This is a genomic window from Cohnella sp. GCM10012308 (genome assembly GCF_042649185.1).
GTDB lineage: Bacteria > Bacillota > Bacilli > Paenibacillales > Paenibacillaceae > Cohnella.
Window position 1 is genome coordinate 35392 of sequence record NZ_JBHRYU010000032.1, and the last position, 18203, is coordinate 53594.

Sequence of the window (18203 nt, forward strand, 5' to 3'; positions counted from 1 at the left end):
TCTCTTGCTGTCCGGCCGGAACTACGCTTCGATCATGCGGAAGCGTTGAGGAAAAAAGCGATACTCGCGCAAGTCGAACGGTTCCGGCCGCGCGGCCCACGGCAAACCCGCCTCGGATAACAGCTTGCCCTCGGCGAAGGCCTCCTTCAGGGCGGTCTCGATTCCCTCGATATAAGCGCCCGGCTGGTCCGCCGCACCCGACAGGCGCACGAAGGCGGAAGGAATCTCGCGGATCTCCCCTGCCGATTCAAATGCGCCGTTCGCAACAAGGGTGAAGCGCCGCGCCGAAGCGAGCGAGACGTCGAGACCGCCTTCCACTCCGTCGAGCGTCTGGATCAGGTTCCGGTACCTCCGCTCGACGATGCCGCCCTCCGCGCAGTCGTACGATTTTCCCAAACCGTACCGCCAGATCTTGACTTGATCGCCGTAATCCCATTCGATTGCGCCTTCGGCGCCCTCGATCCGAATCCGCTGCGTCTCGGGCTCCCTGGCGCACAGGGTCACGTAGTAGCACAGCGTCGTGCCGTCGCTCATCTCGATGCGCATGGCGGTCGTGTCGTCGCTCTCGATCGGATTGGCATGGTACATCTCGGCCGCTACGCTGACCGGCTGCGACTCGCGTCCGACTGCGGCCGCCGCCGTTTCCGCCAGCTTCAGCATGCTATAGAGCAGATGGGCGGCCGGGTTGTGAAACGCGCCGTCCAGCACGACGTTCCCGTTAGCCGTAAGCTTGCCGGCCCAAGGCGTGCGGCCGTAGTATGCGGCCGTCCGCTGCAGCAGGGCGATCGCCTTAAAACGACTGACGCGGCCGATCTCCCCGGAGGCGATCGCATGCGCGATCAGCGACTGCGCCTTGCGCGAAGGCGCGAAGAAGTTGACGGCGCACAGCTTGCCCGTCCGCGATACGGTCTCCGCGATACGGTCGACATCCTGAAGCAGGGCGCCGGGCGGCTTCTCCAGGAGGACGTGGAACCCTGCCTCCAATGCGTCGATGCTCATCGGCGCATGCAGCGGGATCGGCGTGGAGACGACGACGATGTCCGCCGCCGTCTCCGCCAGCATGTCGCGATAATCGCCGTAATGCCGGATGCCCCGCTCCGCGATAAGGGCCGCCGCGCTCTCCGTCAGCCTTACGTCGCTGACGGCAGCCAGCTCAAGCAGGCCCGCATCCGTGAGGCGAACCAGCTCGTTCAGGTGGACGCGGCCGAAGCCGCCGGCGCCGATTAAAAGGACTCTGCGTACGGACATGTCGCTTCCCTTCCCCTCTTCGAAAATCGCAAGGCTCAATCGATTGCCGCAGGCGCGGCCCGAGCCGCCGAGCCCAGCCCAGCCCAGCCGCGTCGCCGTCGCGTCGCAGTCGTCGCAGCCCCGGAAGTCTCGGCCTGCCGGCTTCGTTCGCTTGTGCCCCGCATGCATGCTTCGGCTAAGTGCGCAGGATCCGCTCCGCACGTTCGTCCGCGTCCACCGCCGCCATGGAGGCGAGCAGCACGTCCTCCCCCGACAATACGCTCGCGCCGCCGCGCAGCCGGTTCACGAAGTCCGCGTAGAGACCGACCGGCGGCTGGCGAAGCGGCACGAGATGAAGCGCTTCCCTATCGCTCGACGCCAGCAGCATCGGCTCGCGCGCCCCCCACGGATCGCCCTGCAAGCGCAGCTCGGCGGTTCCCTTGGTGCCGACGGCGAAAATGCGCCCGTCTCCCCAGGTCCAGCTGCGCGCGGGCGTATGCCAGTCCGCGTACAGCTGGGCGAACGTACCGTCGGCTAGCCTCGCGATCAGCGTCGCGGCATCGTAGAAGCCCGCATGCTCCGGCAGTATTCTTTTCGCCATATACCCTTGCACGTCGGCGATCTCGCTGCCCGTCAACCAGCGCAGCAGATCCACGTCGTGAACCAGCAGATCTTGTATAATGCCGCCCGACCGCGCGTAATCGAAAAACCAGTCCGGCCGCTCTCCCGCGTTCAGCCGATGCGGCTTGCGCATGTCGAGCGATACGAGCCGCCCGAGCGCGCCTTCGTCGATCAGCGCCTTGAGCGTATGCACGCCGGCATGGAAGCGCTGGGTCAGCATCATCCCGACCTCGATCCGTCCGCGTCCGACGATGCCGCGCAGCCGCTCGAGCCCCGCCCTGCCCGTCACGGCCGGCTTGTCGAGCATGACGTGCTTGCCCCGCGCCTCGCACAGCTCGGCGATATCGATCTTGCGGCTGTTGACCGCCGCGCAGCCGACGACGCTCACGTCCTCCGCCAAGGCGTCGCCGATCGCGCCCAGCAGCGGTACGCCCAGCCGGCCGGACAGTGCATTCGCCAGCCGCCGGTCCTCGCCCGCCTCCTCGAAGATGCCCGCGCAGCGATAGCCCATGCCCAGCATGTTTTCGATAAAAGAGGCGATGTGTCCGTGCTGGCATCCGATGATCGAAAAAACCGGCGACATCATAGATCCGCTCCTTTGGCCGACAGGATTACGCCAGTTGCCCGGGTACGTGCACGGCCACGCCATTTTCCTCGCAGACGCGCGCCAGCCAACCGTCCGGCCGACGGTTCGTGACGATGCCCGTCGCTTCGTCCAGCGGCATGATCGTAAATAGCGCCGTTTTCTCCAGCTTGCTGTCGTCGAACACCGGGTACACCTCGCCCGAGCGCCGGATCAGGATTTGCGCGATCCGGACTTCCATCTCGGCATGCATCGTCCACCCGTGCGTCTCCGATACGCCGTCGACGCCGAGGAACATCTTGGTGATATTGATCCGGTCCGCGACGATCTCGGCGAGCGGTCCGATCAGCTCGTAGCTCTTGGCCCGCATGACGCCGCCGACCACGACGACCTGAACGTCCTCCGCGTCCGCCAGCTCGCAGGCGATATTGACCGCGTTGGTCACGACCGTGATGTTGCGCCGGGCTTTGAGCGCGCGCGCGATGAGGAACGTCGTCGTTCCGCCGGTCAGGCAGATGACGTCCCCTTCGGACACGAGTCCCGCCGCCGTCTCCGCGACGCGTTCCTTCTCTTGCAGCTGAGCCTGTCTTTTATCCGCAAAAGGCAGCTCGGCTGCCGGCTGCGCCGGGGTGCCCTCATAGACGGCGCCGCCGATCGTCCGGATGATCGGACCCGACCGTTCCAGCAGATCGAGATCGCGCCTCGCGGTCGCCTCCGAGCATTGCAGAGCGCCCGTAATCTCCTGAATCGACAATCTCCCGTTCGCCTTGATCAGCTCCAGCATCTTCGCCCTGCGCGCTTCGCCCTTCGACGTCGCTTCCATATCCCGTCTCCCCCGCCCGTCATCCGCGTATTTTTCTACATTGTGCAGGAGAAGCCGTCCGGATTGCAAGGAAGGTGCCGGCTTGGTGCCGGCCTCATGTCACTACAGCGACAACACGGCCACCCGGACCAGCAGCCGTTCGTAGACGACGGGGTCCAGCTCTCCCGCCCTGTCCGTCATGGCCGCCGCCCCGGCAGCTGCCGCAGCCATGCGAAGCCGATCCGCTGCCGGCAGACCCATCTCGTCGGCATAAGCCATGCCCGCCACGAAAGCATCGCCGCAGCCGACGGCGCTAACCGCGCTGACGCTCGGCGCGATGACGCGATACAACCGGCCGTCCACGCAGGCGACGGCGCCCTGTCTCCCCAGCGTCGCGCACACCTGACGCACGCCCTGACCGTGCAGATTCGCCACCGTCTGGGCCAATTGCGACGCATCCATACGTCTGCAACCGGCCAACCGCGCTAGCTCCTCTTCGTTCGGCTTAATCAAGTCCGGCTTCGCTTGGATGCCGAGCGCCAGCGCTTCGCCGCTCGCGTCCAGGTAGACGCGGGCGCCCGCGGATCTCGCGATGTCGACGAGCTCCGCGTATAGGCCCGCCGGTGCGCCGGCGGGCAAGCTGCCCGACATCACGACGACGCTCGCTTGCGCGCCGAGCCGGCCGACGGCGTCCTTGATCTCCGCGAGCTCCGCTTCCCCGACCGTCGGCCCTTCCTCCAGCAGCTCCGTCGACGCGCCGCTTGTTTCGTCGACGATGTTGAGACAGGTGCGGGACTCGCCGGATACGCGCACGAAGGAGGTCCGGATGCCTTTGGCCGTCAGACGCTGCTCGATGAAGGCTCCTGCGCCTCCTGCCGAGAACCCGGTCGCAACCGCTTCGCCGCCGAGCAGCCGCACGATCTTGGCGACGTTGTTCCCTTTCCCCCCGGGCTCGGCGATCTGCCGCCTGACCCGCTGCACGGCGCCCGCGGTAAACCCCGATACGTAGTAGGTCTTATCGACGGCGGCGTTCAGGGTGACCGTGGCGATCACACCGCCTCACCGCCCCGTCCGGCGCAGCCGCATAACGCGATTTTCTCCAGTGCCAGACGCTTGACCGCTTCCTTCGCCGGCACCATGTACTTGCGGGGATCGTTCTCCCCCGGCCGCTCCTCGAAGACGCGCTTGATGGCGTCCGAGAACGCGATGCGCAGCTCGGTCGCGATATTCATCTTGGCCATGCCGAGCGCGACGGCCCGCCTCACCTGATCGGCCGGAATGCCGGAGCCGCCGTGCAGCACCAACGGAACGTCGACGCGGCCGGCGATGCGGGCGATCCGGTCGAAGTCGATATCAGGGTCCCCCTTATAAATACCGTGCGCGGTGCCGATGGCAGGCGCCAGCGTATCGACCCCCGTGCGTGCGACGAACGACACGCATTCCTCCGGATCCGCCAGCAGCGCGTCGCGTTCGTCGACCACGATGTCGTCTTCCACGCCGCCTACTTTTCCAAGCTCCGCCTCTACGTTGACGCCGACCGCCGCGGCCACCGCGATCACGCGGGCGGTGCGTTCCACGTTTTCCTCGTACGGATGCATGGACGCATCGATCATGACGGAGGTGTAGCCCGCCCGGATGCACCTGACGATGACGTTGTAGTCGGTACAGTGGTCAAGGTGAAGGCCGATCGGCAGGCGCGTGCGGCTCGCGGCCACCCCGGCTGCGGCCGCGATGTAATCGGCGCCCAGATGCTGAACGGTACCTACGGTCGTCTGCAAAATGAGCGGGGCATCGCTCTCGACTGCCGCATCCACGACCGCCTGCATCATCTCGAGCGTGTGGACGTTAAAAGCCGCTACGGCGTATCCGTGTTTTCTCGCGTGCCGCAGCACCGCCGTCGTCGAACTTAGAGGCATAACTGGTTCCTCCCGGCCTGCTGGAATGGTGTTCGTTTGCGAGCGAGCCATGACGTTATGCTTTTAATATAGTCATATAATATGATTTTTTCAATCATAAAATGATTGTATTTATCATTTTATTAAATTATTATGATCGTATCATTCAAAAATGGAGGTTTCCGGCTCATGAGTCTAACTTACCGGGAGACCAAGCAGCAATACGCGGCGTTGCGCCAAACCTATGAATACATGTTAGGCGAGCGGGATCGAATCCAAGCTTTCGTGAAAAGCGTCTCGCCCACCTCGTTATCCTTTGTCGGCTGCGGTTCCAGCTATTGTCTATGCGAATCCGCCGCGTTCTCCGCCCGGCTGCGCGCGGGCTTGTCGGCGCAGGCGTTCGCGGGCGGCGACTTGCTGTTGAACGGCGATCGTTACCGCGCCGCGCTGACGGGCACCCTGCTGGTTGCCCCCTCCCGGTCGGGCAGCACGACCGAGATCGTCGAGGCCGTCCGGCTGCTGCGCGCCGAGTCGCGGATCCCGCTGCTGGCCGTCTCCTGCGTCGCAGGCTCCCCGCTGTCGGCCGAAGCGGATCTGGCGCTGGAGCTGCCGTGGGCATTCGACGCCAGCGTCTGCCAGACCCGCACGGTAATCAACCTGTATGCGGCTAACCTGCTGATCGCAGCCTTTCTCGGCGGCGACGAAGCGCTTGTCGCATCGATCGACACGGCGATCCGGGACGGCGAAGCGTTCATGTCGCGAGTCGAAGCGGGCATTCGCAAGACGGCGGATTTCGACTGGACCCAAGCGGTCGTGCTCGCCGACGGCGAGTTGAGAGGCTTGGCCGGCGAGGGCGCGATCGCCCTGACCGAGATCGCTGCCGTGCAGGCTCAGGCTTATCACCTGCTCGACGTCCGCCACGGGCCGATGGTCGTCGTCGGACCCGGCACGCTCGTCATCGCTGCCGCCTCCGGCGACGACGCCGGCAAGCAGCACCGGCTTAACCTGCTCCGCGACCTGAAGCGCCGGGGGGCGACCGTCATCGTCTATACGGACGATGCGGACCCGGAGATCGAAGCGATCGCGGACTACGCCGCGTTCTCCGGCTTCGCGCTGGATCCTGCTGCGCAGGGCATCCCCTTTCTGTTTCTGCCGCAGATCGCCGCGCTCTCCCGCGCGGAGCGCAAGGGCGTCGATCCCGACCGGCCGGACGGCTTGGTGGCGTGGGTCGAGCTTTGAGATATGCCGGCTCTTGACCCGACCGTTGAACGGGCAGGAGCCGGCTCCTTTCCCCTTCCCAGCTCTATCCGGAGTTTCTTCGCCCCTTCCGCCCGCCCACCTCACCAATGTAGGTCCATCCGGCGCTTCTTCGCGCCTTCCGCCCGCCTGCCGCACCAATGTAGCTCTATCCAGAGCTTCTTTGCCTATCCTGCACGCCCTTGCGGCAACGTGACGGGCGGACGGAGCCATGTAGCTCCAACGGGATTCTTTTCCGTAAAATGCGCAAAAAACCGCCCCCGATCAGATGGTCGCACATCGCTTCCATCTCCCGAGGACGGTTTTTTTGGCCTGGTGCCTTTGCTCTAACTAGGCGCTATAGATCAGCGGATTCTGGCGCCTGCACTCTTCCATGACCCACATCTGCTGGCGCACCTGCTCCGGCGTGATTTCCAGCGGCGCGCCCTCCGTCAGCGAGCGGTGCAGCATCAGGTACAGCTTCTCGGTCATGTAGCCGAACAGGCTCTGCCCCTCCGGCAGCGACATCGACCAGTCGTCGCTGTGCCAGGTCAGCGTCTCGTTGCAATACGCGGGCAGCCCCGCCGCATTGAACAGCGGCTCCTTCACGAGCTGCTGCGCAGGCGCTTCGTCGGGCTTAAAGTATGTCCACTCGAGACGGTCGGAGCTGCCCCGCAGTCCGCCGTTGGTCCCCTGGATATTGAAGGAATCCTGCGGATACGCGCAGCAGGACGAGATCTCGATATCGATCGTCGGGCGACCCGGTCCACGCATGATCAGCTTGACGTAGTCTTCCGCGTCGCCGAACGTGTTCGCACGGTCCATGATGCACGTGATCTGCGGCAGCGCGTCGGTGCCGAACAGCTGCAGCGCCTGGTCGACCGGATGCGGGCCGGTGTTCATGAGGTTGCCGCCATTGTTGCTCTGCAGCGTCTGCCAGTCCCAGCGGCGCGCAAAGCCGTTCATGCCGATGCTTACCTGCACGATGCGGCCGAGCACGCCCGAGTCGATCACCTGCCGGATTTGCTGGAAGGCGGGATGGTACCTCGACTGCTGGAAAACGGCGAGCAGCTTGCCCGAACGCTTGGACGCTTCGATCAGCCGATCGACTTCTTCTGGCGATTTGGCCAACGGCTTTTCGCAAAGGACGTTAATGCCCTTGTTCAGGAGCTCGAGCGTGATCGGAAAGTGCTGGTGGCTGGGCGACGCGTTGACGATCAGATCGAGCGGCTCATGGGCAACCATCTCTTCCCACGTGCCGTAAGCGCGGCAGCCGAATTCCTCTTCGGCGAGCGACCGGCGCTCCGGTATTGAATCCGCGATCGCCGCAATGCGATATTGCGCGGGCAGCTGGACGAGCAGTTTGCCATGGATGTCGCGGCCGCTGCGGCCTTGTCCGATGATGCCGACCTTCAAAGGGGTTCCCGTCATTTTTGCATCCCTCTTTCCGCGATGGGCCCGGCGGTATCGCCGAACGTTTTTTTGTATTCCGTAGGCGTGATGCCGGTGCGCTTCTTAAAGGTACGAATGAAGTGACTGAGATGGTGGTAGCCCACCTGGAAGCCGATCTGCGTAACCGTGAGCGACTGGCGCCGGATCAGCTCCTTGGCCCGCTCGATGCGAACCTCGTTCACGTAATCGATGAAAGACTGCCCGGTCACCTGCTTGAACATATGGCTGAAATACGCCGGCGCCATATTCGCGATCAAAGCGCCGTGCTCGAGCGGTATGTCCTGGCTATAGTTGTCGTGAACGTATCGCCGGGCCTCCTCGATGGGTTCCCGTTCGGCGGCGGCCGTCTGCCGGCTCGGCTTGCGCCGGACGGCCCGGTATTCGCGGTCGGCTACCATCAGCAGCTTCAGCAGGCTCAGCCGGATGGCGAACTCGTAGCCGACCTCCTTGTGGTCGTACTCGTCTTGCATGTCCTGGAGCAGTTGTAAAACGAGGGGCTGTCTGTGTTTGCCGACATGCAGCCAGGAATAAGGCGCAGAGGCAAGCCCCGGCGTCAGATACCGCTTGAGCGCATCCTCCATGGGCCCCAGATGGCCCTCCAGCAGCTCGGGCGAGAAGTCGGCCATGATCAGCTCGAACGAGCGATCCTCGATCGCGCTAATGCTGTGCCCGGTACCCGGCGAGATGATGAACAGGTCGCCCTGGCTGACGGTCAGCGACTTGCCGAGCATCTGGTGGTTGCACATGCCGTGGCGGACATAGGCAATCTGAACGTAATCGTGCATGTGCATGCTCTGCTTCAGAAGCGGACTGTCGTAACTGAATATTTTAAAAGGAAAATCCCCGTTCAGCTGATCCCGTCCATGTAAATACGGAATCTCCAAATCCTCGCTCATGGGTCACCGCCTGTCGTTAAGCCGTCGCGATCAGCCTGCGAACCGCCTCGAAGTCGTGTTCCAGCCGCTCGTATGCCGGGAAGGGCGCATGGCACTCCAGCGTTACCCAACCCGAATAGTCCGTCTCGCGCAGCGCGTCGAACAGCGGTTTGTGATCGGCGCCGCCCTCGCCCAGCCGGCTCTGCAGGAACCGTTCCCGGCCATGCCGGGTCGTACTCTCGAACGTGCCCGGCGCGCCAACTTGTTCGATTCGAAGCTCATCCTTGACGTGAACGTGCATGAGTCGGCGTCCCAGCCGCAGTACGGACTCCCGGCCGTAGTCCGTATCGGTAATATACATATTGCCCGCGTCGTGAATCATCCCGACGTTGTCGCTCCCGATCATGTCGAGCAGTCGCAGGCTGCTGTCCACCGTCTCGACGAGCGAGTCGTTGTGAATCTCCATGAGCACGTTCACTTGATGCTTCTTGGCCTCTTCGGCGAATAGATTCATCCAATAAGCGGCCTTGGCATAGTGATAGTCCTGCGCCTTGAAGGCGTTGGGACCGCCGGGGAAAACGCGGATCATGCGCGTGCCCAGCACGTCGGCGATCTCGAGCAGCCGCTTGAATTCGTCGAAATAGCGCTCCGCCTGGTTATCGTCGGCATCTGAGAAGCCGCCGATATAGCTGGCCAGCACCGGAATCGGCAGCGCCAGGCTATCGGAGAGCGCTTTGACCTCCTTGACTCTCGCCATGCTGCTCGACGGGGAAATATGAGGCTCCCGCGCCGCGATTTCGATGCCGTCCAGGCCCAGCCGCTTCGCCAGCTGCATCGCCTCCTGAATGCTGTGCTCGATGAACACCCCGCTAAATGCCGCGAATTTCATTTGCGTTCCCCCTGTTCTCGAATGAAGGGCTTATCGTCAGTTCGCTATTGTCTCGTCCTCGTCCCGATATACGATCTCGCCGGCCTTGCAGGTCTGTTCGATGCGGAGCTTGCCGCCGTCGCGCCGGAACAGCACGATATCCGCAGGAGCGCCTACTGACAATCCCGCCGCTGCAGGCAGACGCATGAATCCCGCCGGCCTGACCGACGCCATGTCCCAGGCATCCGCCAAGCTCGCGATGCCTCGGTCCGTCAGCTGGCCGATGCCCCAGAGCAGCATCTGCGCGGATCCGGCCAGCAGACGTTCCTGCTCCGCCAGATGGAGCCGGCCCTGCGGCGTCAGAACGACGCGTCCCCCGATGTGCGTCTCGTATTCTCCCGGCGGCATGCCGCTCAGATAGACAGCGTCGCTGACCAGCATCGCCTTCGGCCCTTTCACCTTAAGCACGACCTGCAGCACCTGGTCCGGCAGGTGGAACCCGTCGGCAATCAGGCAGCTCCACAATTCGTCCCGGGCCAGTTGTTCCCACAGATAGTTCGGATGGCGGGGCAGCATCAGGTGGGCGCCGTTGCCGAAATGCGTCGACATGCGCGCGCCGGCCGCCACTGCCTCCTTGATCTGGTCCGCCGTCGCGGCCGTATGGCCGATGGAGACCGTGATGCCGTTATCCGTGCAGCGTCGGATAAACGAGCTGCTTCCCTCCCATTCCGGCGACAACGTGACGATGGCGATGCGGCCGCCTGCCGCTTCCTGCCATTTGCAGAACAGCTCCCAATCGGGCGTCCTGACGTATTCGAGCGCATGGGCCCCCCGCGCGCCGTCTTCGGGCGAGATGAACGGCCCCTCCAGATGGATGCCCGCTATGCACGACGCCGCGTCCGTATCCCGCTCGCAAGCCTCGGCGATGGCCGCGACCTGAGAGGCGATCGTCTCCGGCCCGTTCGTGATGACGGTCGGATAGAAGGCGGTCACGCCCTCTCGCCGCAGCTCCCGCGCGACCGTGCCAGGCAGCTCCGGAGACATCGGCGGCCGGTTGAAGTCATGTCCGGCAAAGCCGTTGATCTGCAGGTCTACCAGTCCCGGCGCCGCGAACGGCAGCGCGTCCCTCTCGGTCGGATCGGCCTCCGCGGGCGCGATCCGCGCGATCCTGCCCGCTTGGACCTCGATCTCCACAGGCTCTCCCGTACGATAGTGGATCGCTTGGATAATCATTGGCCCATCGCTCCGTACGAATCGAGATCCGCGTACAGGGTGCAGTCCGGATGGCTCCTCAGAATCGTGGAAGGACAAGCCGTCGCGATCGGTTCGCCTAGCGTCCGGCCGACAGCCTCCCTTTTGGTGGGCCCCGGCACGACGCAGAACAGATGCGCGCCGGAGAGAAGCGCGGGTACCGTCAACGTCAGCGCATGCGTCGGCACCGCATCAAAGTCGGGAAAACAGCCGTCGTTCACCTGCTGCCGCCTGCAAGCCTCGTCGAGCTCGACCGGCTTGACGAGCAGCGGATCGCCGAAGTCGGCGACCGGCGGATCGTTAAACGCGATATGCCCGTTCTCGCCGATGCCGAGGCAGACGATATCGATCGGCGCCTCGGCCAGCAGCGCCGCGTACCGGCCGCACTCCGCCTCGCCGTTCGAGCTGTCGATCAGGTGGACCGCGCCCGGCTTTACCCGGTCGAACAGCCTGCCCTGCAGGTAACGTCCGAAGGCCTGGGGAGCGCCCGGGCGCAGTCCCAGATATTCGTCCATATGAAAAGCGACGATCCGCGACCAGTCGATCTCCGGATCGGCCGCAAGCGCATCCAGCATCTCGTTCTGCGAAGGGGCCGCCGCGAAAATCATGCGAATGCTTCCCTTATCGCGAAGCAGCTCCTTGATCTTCGCTGCGGCATCGGCCCCCGCCGCTGCGCCCATTTCGCCGCGGTTCCGGTATACCCGCACTTTCAAATCGTCCGCCCTCGTCTCCTTGACCGGCTGCTGCAGCTGCTGCGAGTTCGTCATTCGGAACGCTCCTCCTCTTGTTGGTCCCCGATCGCAATCTCCGTCCGGCGGCTCGCGCTCTCGTAGATCGCTTCGACCAGCCTGACCGCCCTCCAGCCGTCCTCGCCAGAGCTAAGCGGTTCGATGCCCGTCTCGATGGCGGCGATCACGTCGAGGAATTGACTCTGGTGAAATTCGGCGACGATGCTCTTCGGATCGGTCACCCCGCCATACGCTTGATCCTGCGCCCAGTTCGGCTGCTCCCATCCGGGCACGCTCCAGCGTACGATCGAGCTGCCCTCGAGCTTGATCGTTCCCCGCTCGCCATAGAGCGTGATCGTCGCCGGATAGCCGGGCTGCACGCTGGTCGAAGCCATGACCGTGCCGTAGGCGCCATTCTCGAACTGCAAGATCGCCAATCCTAGATCCTCCGCCTCCATGCGATGCTTAAGCGTAGCCGTTTTGCCGAATACCGTGCGCGCATCCCCCGCGAACCACAGCAGCAGGTCCAGCCCGTGTATGCCCTGATTCATGAGCGCCCCGCCATCCTCGGCGATCGTCCCGCGCCATTCGGCGCTGTCGTAGTAAGCTTGGCTGCGGTAAAAGGGCAGCGCCATCTCCGCAAGCAGCAGCCGGCCGAGCGCGCCTTCGTCCAGCATCCGCTTGATGAGCTGATTGTTAGCCTCGAATCTGCGCTGGGCGATCGACGAGAGGATGAGCCCGCGCGCGCTGGCCGTGTCCGCCATTCGCCGTGCATCCCGCGCGTTCATGGCCATCGGCTTTTCTACGATAAGATGCTTGCCCGCGTTCAGTACGTCGAGCCCGACGGACGCATGGCTGCCGCTTGATGTGGTCACGCAGACGATATCGATATCCTCGCGCCTTAGCAGGTCCCGGTAGTCGGTGACCCAGTCGCAGCCTTCCCGCTCCGCGAACGTTCTCGCCCGGCTCTCGGTCCGGCTGGAGACGGCGACAAGCCTCGCGTCCTCGATCTGGCCGATTGCCTCGGCGTGCCTCTCCGCGACGTCGCCGCATCCGATAATGCCGAATCCCCATTGGGCCATCCGCCTATACCTCCTTCGCTAGCGCGCGCAGCGCGTCCAGCGTCATCCGGGTCCCGGTCATCCGGCTGCCGTCCCTTGGCACATAATGCGTCTCGATCGTAAAAAGACCTTCATAGCCGTCCGCCGCAAGCGCTCTCAGCTGCGCGATGACCGGCACGTCTCCGGAGCCGAGCGGCACGCACCGCGCCTTGCCGTCGGGGCCGAAGCAGGCGTCTTTGAGATGCACGTGGGCTGCGTAAGGTTTGATCGTCTCGTACCCCAGCGGGTACGCTTCCTTGCCCGCATGCGCTTCGTTGCCGGGATCCCACAGCGCGCGCAGCGCAGGCGAATCGACTGCTCGCACAAGATCCGCGACCTCTCGCGCCGAACCGCCGTTGCACGAGGATTCGTTTTCCAGCAGCAATTCTATTCCCGCCTTGTGCGCGATATCCGCCGCCCGCCGCAAATGTCCGACGATCTCCTCCGCATAGCGCTCGGGCTCCCGCTCGCGCCAGAAGGAGAAAATCCGGATCCGCTTCGTCCCCATCAGCTTCGCGAGCGCGATGACCCGCGCCAGCTTCGCGAAGTGGGCGTCCACGCTCTCTTCGTCCTGACCGAACGTGTCTCCAGATGCGACCGGCCTCCCGGGATCCAAGGCGCACTTGAACACCGGCGAGGCGATCGCGGATATGTACAGTCCCCTCGCTTCCGCCTGACGTCGAACCTCAGATGCCTCCTCATCGCTCAGGCCAGCGGCATTGCGCCCGTCGATAACGCGTACCTCCACGTGCGACAGCCCCTGCTCGGCCGCCCAGTCCAGCGCTTCCTCGTAACGGTCGGACACCTCGTCCGTCAGCACGCCCAATCTGCTTGTGAACACTCGCTCCGCTCCCTTCGCTTCGCGCTTTCTTCCTCTACTATAGCAACTTCGTTCCGAAAGAAGTTGACGTATTTTGCGAAGGATTTTTACATTTTTTAAGAATGCAAAAAAGCCCCCGGCCTTGGCCGAGGGCAGCACGCGTATGTAGGACGAGCGAGACTGCCGCTCTCTGTTCGCTTCTATAATTGGCGCTTGAAGACGACGATAATGTCCCGGGATGCGCCTTGCCCCTGGCTCGTGTCGAAGCAGGACACCAGCTCCCAGCCCTCGTAGCCGTAGCGGTTCAGCTCGTCCTGGAACTCCTGCTCGTCCACCTTGCCGCCAAGCCAGCCGCCGGTCTTGTATTTCAACGTGCAGTATTCCCACTTCGCTCCCATCGCGATTCTCCTCCCGGCGTGCGTTTAGGCTTGCTGCTCCCCGAAAAACATCTCGTGCGCGAGCGCGGTCTGCACGCGCGATTCCTCGTCCGTAAGCTTGCGGATCAGCTCCATCTCGACCTCCGTCACTTCTTCGCCCTGGAAGTTGATCTCGGCGATCGAAGCGACGATGCGGACGATAGCCACCGCCCGATTGTCCGGCGCGTACGCGATAACCTTCTGTCCCGTAGGGAAGACGCGGAACTGCTTCTTGACCATCTTGCCCCGTCCGTATTCGAGCAGCTCGTACAGCTCTTGCTCGGACTTGAATTTGCACACCGAATTGAATTCCGTCTGGAATCCCATCTGCATCCCTCCGACCTTGGACTTTTGCTGTTATTATAAACCGTAGACCGCTTGCAATGAAAGTAACGGCGCCCGAAACCAACCAAAAAGGACCGGCACCCGGCTCGTCCGAAAACGAAGCGCAAGGTCCGGTCCAAAATTTATTTGAAGTACTTGTTGTATAAATGCCTACTTGGTGATATAATGAGAAATGGTACTTATCAGACATCCAAAGCATAAACTTCCTACTTCAGGATAGCACATACTTCATCGGATGTCAATTCCCGTTATTCTATACCGTTCCGCCCCAGCACTTTTACCGGATGGAGGGATGCGCTTTGACGATGGATACCGATTCGCCCGTTGTCGACTTCATGGACGACGATCTGAAGGTGCCCGCGGGCATTCGGATGGACGACCCGGTCCGCATGTATCTGAAGGAGATCGGCCGCGTGCCTCTGCTCACGGCCGATGAAGAAATCGCGCTCGCTCATCGGATCGAGGAAGGCGACGAAGCAGCCAAGCAGCGTCTGGCCGAAGCCAATCTTCGACTGGTCGTCAGCATAGCAAGACGGTATGTCGGACGCGGCATGCTGTTCCTGGACTTGATTCAGGAGGGCAACATGGGCCTGATCAAGGCCGTCGAGAAGTTCGATTACCGCAAAGGCTTCCGTTTCAGCACGTACGCCACGTGGTGGATCCGCCAGGCGATCACCCGCAGCATCGCGGACCACGCCCGCACGATCCGGATCCCCGTCCATATGGTCGAGACGATCAACAAGCTGGTGCGCATCTCCCGGCAGCTCCTGCAGGAGCTCGGCCGCGAGCCGACCCCCGAGGAGATCGCGCAGGCGATGGACATTACGGTCGACAAGGTCCGCGAGATCATGAAGATCTCGCAGGAACCCGTGTCGCTCGAGATGCCGATCGGCGAGGAGAACGACTCCCGGCTCGGCGAGTTCATCGAAGACCAGGATGCGCCGGAGCCCGCGGACGCCGCGGCGTTCGAGCTGATGCGCGAACAGCTCGAGGACGTGCTCGATACGCTCACCGAGCGCGAAGAGAGCGTGCTGCGCCTCCGGTTCGGCCTCGACGACGGCCATACGCGTACGCTTGAGGAAGTCGGCAAGGCGTTCGGCGTCACCCGCGAGCGGATCCGGCAGATCGAAGCGAAGGCGCTGCGCAAGCTGCGCCATCCGAGCCGCAGCCGCAGGCTCAAGGATTTTCTGGACTGAGACTTAGGCAAAAAGGCACCGCCGTCAGCGATGACGGCGGTGCTTTTTGTAGTTGAATCCGACGCAGAGACGCGGTTTTTCCGGTTAACTCGCTGCGCTCACCGACCAACCGCCCCAGTTGCACGGTTTTTCCGGCTAACTCGCACATTCGCAGCTTCATTCAGCGTCGTTGCACGGTTTTTCCGGCTAACTCGCGCATTCGCAGCTCCATCCAGCGCAGTTGCACGGTTTTTCCGGCTAACTCACTCTCTCGCAGCTTCATTCAGCGCAAGTTGCACGGTTTTTCCGGCTAACTCGCCTCGACTTGCCCCGCCCGCTCAGCCGCAATCCGCGGCCTCGCCCGAACGCAGTCAGCTGCCGTAGTCGATCAACTGCTTCTCGGCATAACGGGCGATGGCGAGCTCGATCAACGTGTCCAGCAGCTCCCGGTAGGAGACGCCCGTCTCCTGCCAGAGCAGCGGGTACATGCTGAACGGCGTGAAGCCCGGCAGCGTGTTGACCTCGTTGATCAGCAGCGCGCCGTCGCTCTTGCGCACGAAAAAGTCCGCGCGGCACAATCCCGAGCCGTCGATCGCCAGAAACGCCCGGACCGCCATCTCGCGAACGGACTGCGCCGTCTCTTCCGGGATCTCCGCGGGAATGATCATGGCGGATTTGCCGTCGATATACTTGGCCTTATAATCGTAGAATTCGTTCGAGCTGACGATCTCGCCGGCGACCGATGCCCGGGGCTCGTCGTTGCCGAGGACGGCGACCTCGATCTCCCGCGCGTCGACGAACTCCTCCACGATAACCTTGCGGTCGTATCGCAGCGCTTCTTCGACTGCAGCGGCCAGCTCCTCGCGATTGCGCGCTTTGGATACGCCGACGCTGGAGCCGAGGTTGGCGGGCTTCACGAAGCTCGGATAGCCGATATCCTGCTCCATGCCGTCCAGCAGCGCCTCCCGCTCTCTGTTCCAATGAAACCGCGTGAACGCTCTGTACCCGACCTGCGGCAGGCCGGCCGCCGCGAACATCGTCTTCATCGCCGCTTTGTCCATGCCGACCGAGGAAGCGAGCACGCCCGCTCCTACATAAGGCAGGTTCGCCATCTCGAACAGGCCTTGGATCGTCCCGTCCTCGCCGAAGGTGCCGTGCAGCAGCGGGAATACGACGTCAACCGAGCCGATACCGTGGTCGCCGGCTTCGGCTACCACCGTTTCCGACATGCCTTGCATCAGGGGAACGAGCGACGAACCGCTCGCTCCGGCTTCTCCGGTTCGCTCGAATTGCAGCTCCGCGACGGCCGCGGGCGGCGACGCAAGCAGCGAACCCGAACGCCATCTGCCTTGCTTCGTTATATAATAAGGAATAAGTTCGTATTTGTCGTAATCGAATGCCTTCAGCACCGCCAGCGCGGTCTGGAGCGATACTTCATGCTCGCCCGAGCGGCCTCCGTAGACGAGCCCGACGCGAATCTTCTGTCCAGTTCCCATTGTCAGCTTGACCTCCGCCTTGTTCGACTGCCTTGTTCGACTGCCTTGTTCGACTGCCTTGTATGGTTGCTTTGTATGATTGCCTGCAGATCAAAAAATCGCCTCGATATGATAAAAGCGATACCGTGTGTTCTCCGTCCAGGCGTAGGAATCGCGATAGTCCCAGTATCTGTGCCTGCTCGGCACGGTATTGGCGTTGACCAGCGGCATGCCGTCGCCGTCGGTTGCCGTCACGATCGTATTGTGCCTGAATTGGCCGGTGCCGTCCCAATCGTAGCAAATGACGTCTCCCGGCGACAGCTGCTCGGGACGTTCGACGCGCAAAGCCCGCAGCCCGGCCGGCCTCGGCTGGCTCAAAAAATGCTGCAGGCTGTTCGCGACCGCCCAGCTGTAGCTCCAGCGTTCCTGGCTGCCCGACAATCCGTGATACCACCAGCCCGATTCCCTTTTCCCAGTATAGTTCATGGGCGCGCCCCCTGCAAAGAGACACTGGGAGACGTAGTTGGTGCAATTCACCTCGAAAAGCTCGTACGCCGGATTCGCCTTATCCCACCATGCCTCGGCATACGCGACGGCGGCTTCCCGGTCGTAAGGTCCGCTGCGCGCAGGCGTTCCCCCGTAGGGATTCGCCCAAGGCGCGGCCTGAACGCCGCCGCTCGCGATCCCTTGCCAGGCGCCATACCCGTCCCGGGCCGGGATAAAAGGAACGGATGGCGCCACCGGCCATTCGCTGCCCGCGCCAAGCGCCCCCTCTGTTCCGGATCCCAGCAGCGCGGCGGACGACCGCTCGTCGCCCAGCGGTTCCGCGCGGTCCAGCCGCCACTCGCCGCCGAAGGGCACGAGCCGGATGCGCTCGCGCTCGACCCGCTCTTCGGCGTAGGCTGCCGCACCGGTGCCGCAGGCTCTTGCTATCCGCAGCTGCAGATCGACGAAGGCTTCCTTTTCCCCGGCGCTCCAGCGGAGGACGCGGGCGCGGATTTCGCCTCTTCGGGGCCGGGCCGCCGATGCGGCATCGCGCCGCCGAAGCGCTCGCGCCCGGCGCTGCAGCCGCCATCGGTGCGCCTCGTCGCCGACCTGCACCAGCGCCTCGGGCGAACGGTTCAGATCCGCCTCGTTCACCGCGTTCACATATTCAACCAGCGCCTTCTTTATCCGTTCGTCCAATTCCGGCACCGGACATCCCTCCCGCACGGCACAGATTGCATCCGTTCAAATGTATGCTGGCCGCGGCGGTTCCATGCTTGCGAATGACCGGTGCGCTGCCTTCCTACGCACTCCCGCACCTCCTCTTTTCACGCTTCCACCGCGGATGA

The 18203-nt window shown here is 63.3% G+C and carries 18 protein-coding genes; 2 read left to right on the forward strand and 16 right to left on the reverse strand.

Features of this window, described 5'->3' with window-relative positions:
* Positions 1-21: 21 nt before the first annotated feature.
* The 5 genes from ACFOTD_RS26830 to ACFOTD_RS26850 all read right to left on the reverse strand — a co-directional run bounded on the left by ACFOTD_RS26830 (position 22) and on the right by ACFOTD_RS26850 (position 5149).
* Positions 22-1248, reverse strand: coding sequence for a Gfo/Idh/MocA family protein (locus tag ACFOTD_RS26830; RefSeq protein ID WP_378123024.1), 1227 nt, complete (start codon positions 1246-1248; stop codon positions 22-24).
* A 175-nt stretch (positions 1249-1423) separates the two neighbouring features.
* On the reverse strand, positions 1424-2434 hold the full coding sequence (locus ACFOTD_RS26835) for a Gfo/Idh/MocA family protein (protein WP_378123025.1): 1011 nt from the start codon (positions 2432-2434) through the stop codon (positions 1424-1426).
* A gap of 25 nt (positions 2435-2459) precedes the next feature.
* Complete coding sequence (locus ACFOTD_RS26840; RefSeq protein WP_378123026.1) at positions 2460-3254, reverse strand: DeoR/GlpR family DNA-binding transcription regulator; 795 nt, start codon at positions 3252-3254, stop codon at positions 2460-2462.
* 102 nt (positions 3255-3356) lie between these two features.
* Positions 3357-4286, reverse strand: a complete 930-nt coding sequence (locus ACFOTD_RS26845; protein WP_378123027.1) for a 1-phosphofructokinase family hexose kinase — start codon at positions 4284-4286, stop codon at positions 3357-3359.
* Entirely contained in the window at positions 4283-5149 is an 867-nt protein-coding gene (locus ACFOTD_RS26850; protein ID WP_378123028.1) for a class II fructose-bisphosphate aldolase, read from the reverse strand. Before ACFOTD_RS26850 ends, ACFOTD_RS26845 begins: the two co-directional genes overlap by 4 nt.
* Before the next feature lie 168 nt (positions 5150-5317).
* Here ACFOTD_RS26850 and ACFOTD_RS26855 point away from each other — a divergent pair, with 168 nt between their 5' ends.
* Entirely contained in the window at positions 5318-6367 is a 1050-nt protein-coding gene (locus tag ACFOTD_RS26855) for an SIS domain-containing protein (protein ID WP_378123029.1), read from the forward strand.
* A gap of 348 nt (positions 6368-6715) precedes the next feature.
* Here ACFOTD_RS26855 and ACFOTD_RS26860 read toward each other — a convergent pair whose 3' ends face one another.
* From ACFOTD_RS26860 to ACFOTD_RS26900, 9 genes are all read right to left on the reverse strand, one after another.
* Entirely contained in the window at positions 6716-7795 is a 1080-nt protein-coding gene (locus ACFOTD_RS26860) for a Gfo/Idh/MocA family protein (protein ID WP_378123030.1), read from the reverse strand.
* Positions 7792-8712 carry a helix-turn-helix transcriptional regulator gene (locus tag ACFOTD_RS26865; RefSeq protein ID WP_378123031.1) on the reverse strand — a complete coding sequence of 307 codons (921 nt, stop codon included), beginning with the start codon at positions 8710-8712 and terminating at the stop codon, positions 7792-7794. The genes ACFOTD_RS26860 and ACFOTD_RS26865 overlap by 4 nt, the downstream gene beginning before the upstream one ends.
* A 16-nt stretch (positions 8713-8728) precedes the next feature.
* Positions 8729-9580, reverse strand: coding sequence for a sugar phosphate isomerase/epimerase family protein (locus ACFOTD_RS26870; RefSeq protein ID WP_378123032.1), 852 nt, complete (start codon positions 9578-9580; stop codon positions 8729-8731).
* 36 nt (positions 9581-9616) lie between these two features.
* Positions 9617-10792 (reverse strand): N-acetylglucosamine-6-phosphate deacetylase, encoded by a 1176-nt coding sequence (locus ACFOTD_RS26875; protein WP_378123033.1) that lies wholly within the window; start codon positions 10790-10792, stop codon positions 9617-9619.
* Positions 10789-11577, reverse strand: a complete 789-nt coding sequence (locus tag ACFOTD_RS26880) for a glucosamine-6-phosphate deaminase (RefSeq protein ID WP_378123034.1) — start codon at positions 11575-11577, stop codon at positions 10789-10791. Before ACFOTD_RS26880 ends, ACFOTD_RS26875 begins: the two co-directional genes overlap by 4 nt.
* The gene (locus tag ACFOTD_RS26885; RefSeq protein WP_378123035.1) at positions 11574-12620 is read right to left on the reverse strand and encodes a Gfo/Idh/MocA family protein; all 1047 of its coding nucleotides are present in this window, start codon (positions 12618-12620) and stop codon (positions 11574-11576) included. Before ACFOTD_RS26885 ends, ACFOTD_RS26880 begins: the two co-directional genes overlap by 4 nt.
* A 4-nt stretch (positions 12621-12624) precedes the next feature.
* A complete protein-coding gene (locus ACFOTD_RS26890) occupies positions 12625-13479 on the reverse strand; it encodes a sugar phosphate isomerase/epimerase family protein (RefSeq protein ID WP_378123036.1) in 855 nt (284 codons plus the stop codon).
* Between the two features lie 179 nt (positions 13480-13658).
* A complete protein-coding gene (locus ACFOTD_RS26895; protein WP_217593308.1) occupies positions 13659-13856 on the reverse strand; it encodes a DUF4177 domain-containing protein in 198 nt (65 codons plus the stop codon).
* A gap of 24 nt (positions 13857-13880) precedes the next feature.
* Entirely contained in the window at positions 13881-14201 is a 321-nt protein-coding gene (locus ACFOTD_RS26900) for a hypothetical protein (protein ID WP_378123038.1), read from the reverse strand.
* A gap of 323 nt (positions 14202-14524) precedes the next feature.
* Between ACFOTD_RS26900 and rpoD the strand changes: the two genes are divergently transcribed.
* Positions 14525-15415: an RNA polymerase sigma factor RpoD gene (gene rpoD / locus ACFOTD_RS26905; protein WP_378123083.1), complete on the forward strand. Its 891-nt coding sequence runs from the start codon at positions 14525-14527 to the stop codon at positions 15413-15415.
* Positions 15416-15765: 350 nt separating this feature from the next.
* On the opposite strand, the gene ACFOTD_RS26910 is transcribed toward rpoD, so the two are convergent.
* Positions 15766-16890 carry a D-alanine--D-alanine ligase gene (locus ACFOTD_RS26910; RefSeq protein WP_378123039.1) on the reverse strand — a complete coding sequence of 375 codons (1125 nt, stop codon included), beginning with the start codon at positions 16888-16890 and terminating at the stop codon, positions 15766-15768.
* Between the two features lie 90 nt (positions 16891-16980).
* The gene (locus ACFOTD_RS26915; RefSeq protein WP_378123040.1) at positions 16981-18063 is read right to left on the reverse strand and encodes an amidase domain-containing protein; all 1083 of its coding nucleotides are present in this window, start codon (positions 18061-18063) and stop codon (positions 16981-16983) included.
* Between the last annotated feature and the right edge of the window lie 140 nt (positions 18064-18203).

Coding starts and splice junctions, on each gene's coding strand:
- ACFOTD_RS26880 (WP_378123034.1), bottom strand. CDS start 11,577: ATGACGAACTCGCAGCAGCTGCAGCAGCCGGTCAAGGAGACGAGGGCG.
- ACFOTD_RS26900 (WP_378123038.1), bottom strand. CDS start 14,201: ATGGGATTCCAGACGGAATTCAATTCGGTGTGCAAATTCAAGTCCGAG.
- ACFOTD_RS26860 (WP_378123030.1), bottom strand. CDS start 7,795: ATGACGGGAACCCCTTTGAAGGTCGGCATCATCGGACAAGGCCGCAGC.
- ACFOTD_RS26865 (WP_378123031.1), bottom strand. CDS start 8,712: ATGAGCGAGGATTTGGAGATTCCGTATTTACATGGACGGGATCAGCTG.
- ACFOTD_RS26850 (WP_378123028.1), bottom strand. CDS start 5,149: ATGCCTCTAAGTTCGACGACGGCGGTGCTGCGGCACGCGAGAAAACAC.
- ACFOTD_RS26835 (WP_378123025.1), bottom strand. CDS start 2,434: ATGATGTCGCCGGTTTTTTCGATCATCGGATGCCAGCACGGACACATC.
- ACFOTD_RS26840 (WP_378123026.1), bottom strand. CDS start 3,254: ATGGAAGCGACGTCGAAGGGCGAAGCGCGCAGGGCGAAGATGCTGGAG.
- rpoD (WP_378123083.1), top strand. CDS start 14,525: ATGGATACCGATTCGCCCGTTGTCGACTTCATGGACGACGATCTGAAG.
- ACFOTD_RS26895 (WP_217593308.1), bottom strand. CDS start 13,856: ATGGGAGCGAAGTGGGAATACTGCACGTTGAAATACAAGACCGGCGGC.
- ACFOTD_RS26875 (WP_378123033.1), bottom strand. CDS start 10,792: ATGATTATCCAAGCGATCCACTATCGTACGGGAGAGCCTGTGGAGATC.
- ACFOTD_RS26855 (WP_378123029.1), top strand. CDS start 5,318: ATGAGTCTAACTTACCGGGAGACCAAGCAGCAATACGCGGCGTTGCGC.
- ACFOTD_RS26830 (WP_378123024.1), bottom strand. CDS start 1,248: ATGTCCGTACGCAGAGTCCTTTTAATCGGCGCCGGCGGCTTCGGCCGC.
- ACFOTD_RS26910 (WP_378123039.1), bottom strand. CDS start 16,890: ATGGGAACTGGACAGAAGATTCGCGTCGGGCTCGTCTACGGAGGCCGC.
- ACFOTD_RS26870 (WP_378123032.1), bottom strand. CDS start 9,580: ATGAAATTCGCGGCATTTAGCGGGGTGTTCATCGAGCACAGCATTCAG.
- ACFOTD_RS26885 (WP_378123035.1), bottom strand. CDS start 12,620: ATGGCCCAATGGGGATTCGGCATTATCGGATGCGGCGACGTCGCGGAG.